Annotated in this window: 1 protein-coding gene; it reads left to right on the forward strand. The window is 44.9% G+C overall.

Annotated features, from left to right (window positions below):
• The first annotated feature begins 89 nt into the window (after positions 1-89).
• Positions 90-566 carry a helix-turn-helix domain-containing protein gene (locus HMPREF9538_RS00005; RefSeq protein WP_009486556.1) on the forward strand — a complete coding sequence of 159 codons (477 nt, stop codon included), beginning with the start codon at positions 90-92 and terminating at the stop codon, positions 564-566.
• Positions 567-612: the final 46 nt, after the last annotated feature.

Consider the following 612-nt stretch of genomic DNA (forward strand, 5'->3'; position numbering starts at 1 on the left):
CAACACGCAACAAGGTGTTGCACAGATGTGTCATGATGGCTTAGATTTGAACCAACGTTAGTGCATGGGATTTTCAGAGGGAAAAAATCATGTTTATTGATTCAGAAAAACGACTGAAACAACTTTCAGATGAGGCAAAGAAAAACACCGAGGAGCTCGAAGAAGCAAAGAAGAATTCAAGGTTTACACAGGTATCCCCAAAAGGTTGGGAGCGCGTTCGAGAGCTGCTGAAGGATAGCCAAGGCATATCAGCACTGAAGCTGTACTCATTTTTAGCGGAGCATATCGATCCTACGTGTGGCGCTGTCGTTGCGGATCAGCAATTCCTAGCTGAAAAACTTGGAGTTAGCAGAAGCACAATTATTCGGTGGCTCAATTACTTAGAGTCAAAAAATGCATTAGTTAGAATCCCCGTTGCTGGTAAGGTTTGTGCGTATGCTCTCGATCCACATGAAGTCTGGAAGGGATATAACACTACGAAAAACCATGCAGCGTTTGTCACTAAAACACTGGTCAACAAAGACGGTGATATTCAGCGCCGAATCATGGCCATGTTTTCAAATTGAGCCAGCGGCAGGCGGACAATCAGGGGCTGCGTGTTAACGTTCTGAC

This window comes from Klebsiella sp. MS 92-3 (assembly GCF_000195655.1).
Classification (GTDB): domain Bacteria; phylum Pseudomonadota; class Gammaproteobacteria; order Enterobacterales; family Enterobacteriaceae; genus Klebsiella; species Klebsiella pneumoniae.

Coding starts and splice junctions, on each gene's coding strand:
- HMPREF9538_RS00005 (WP_009486556.1), top strand. CDS start 90: ATGTTTATTGATTCAGAAAAACGACTGAAACAACTTTCAGATGAGGCA.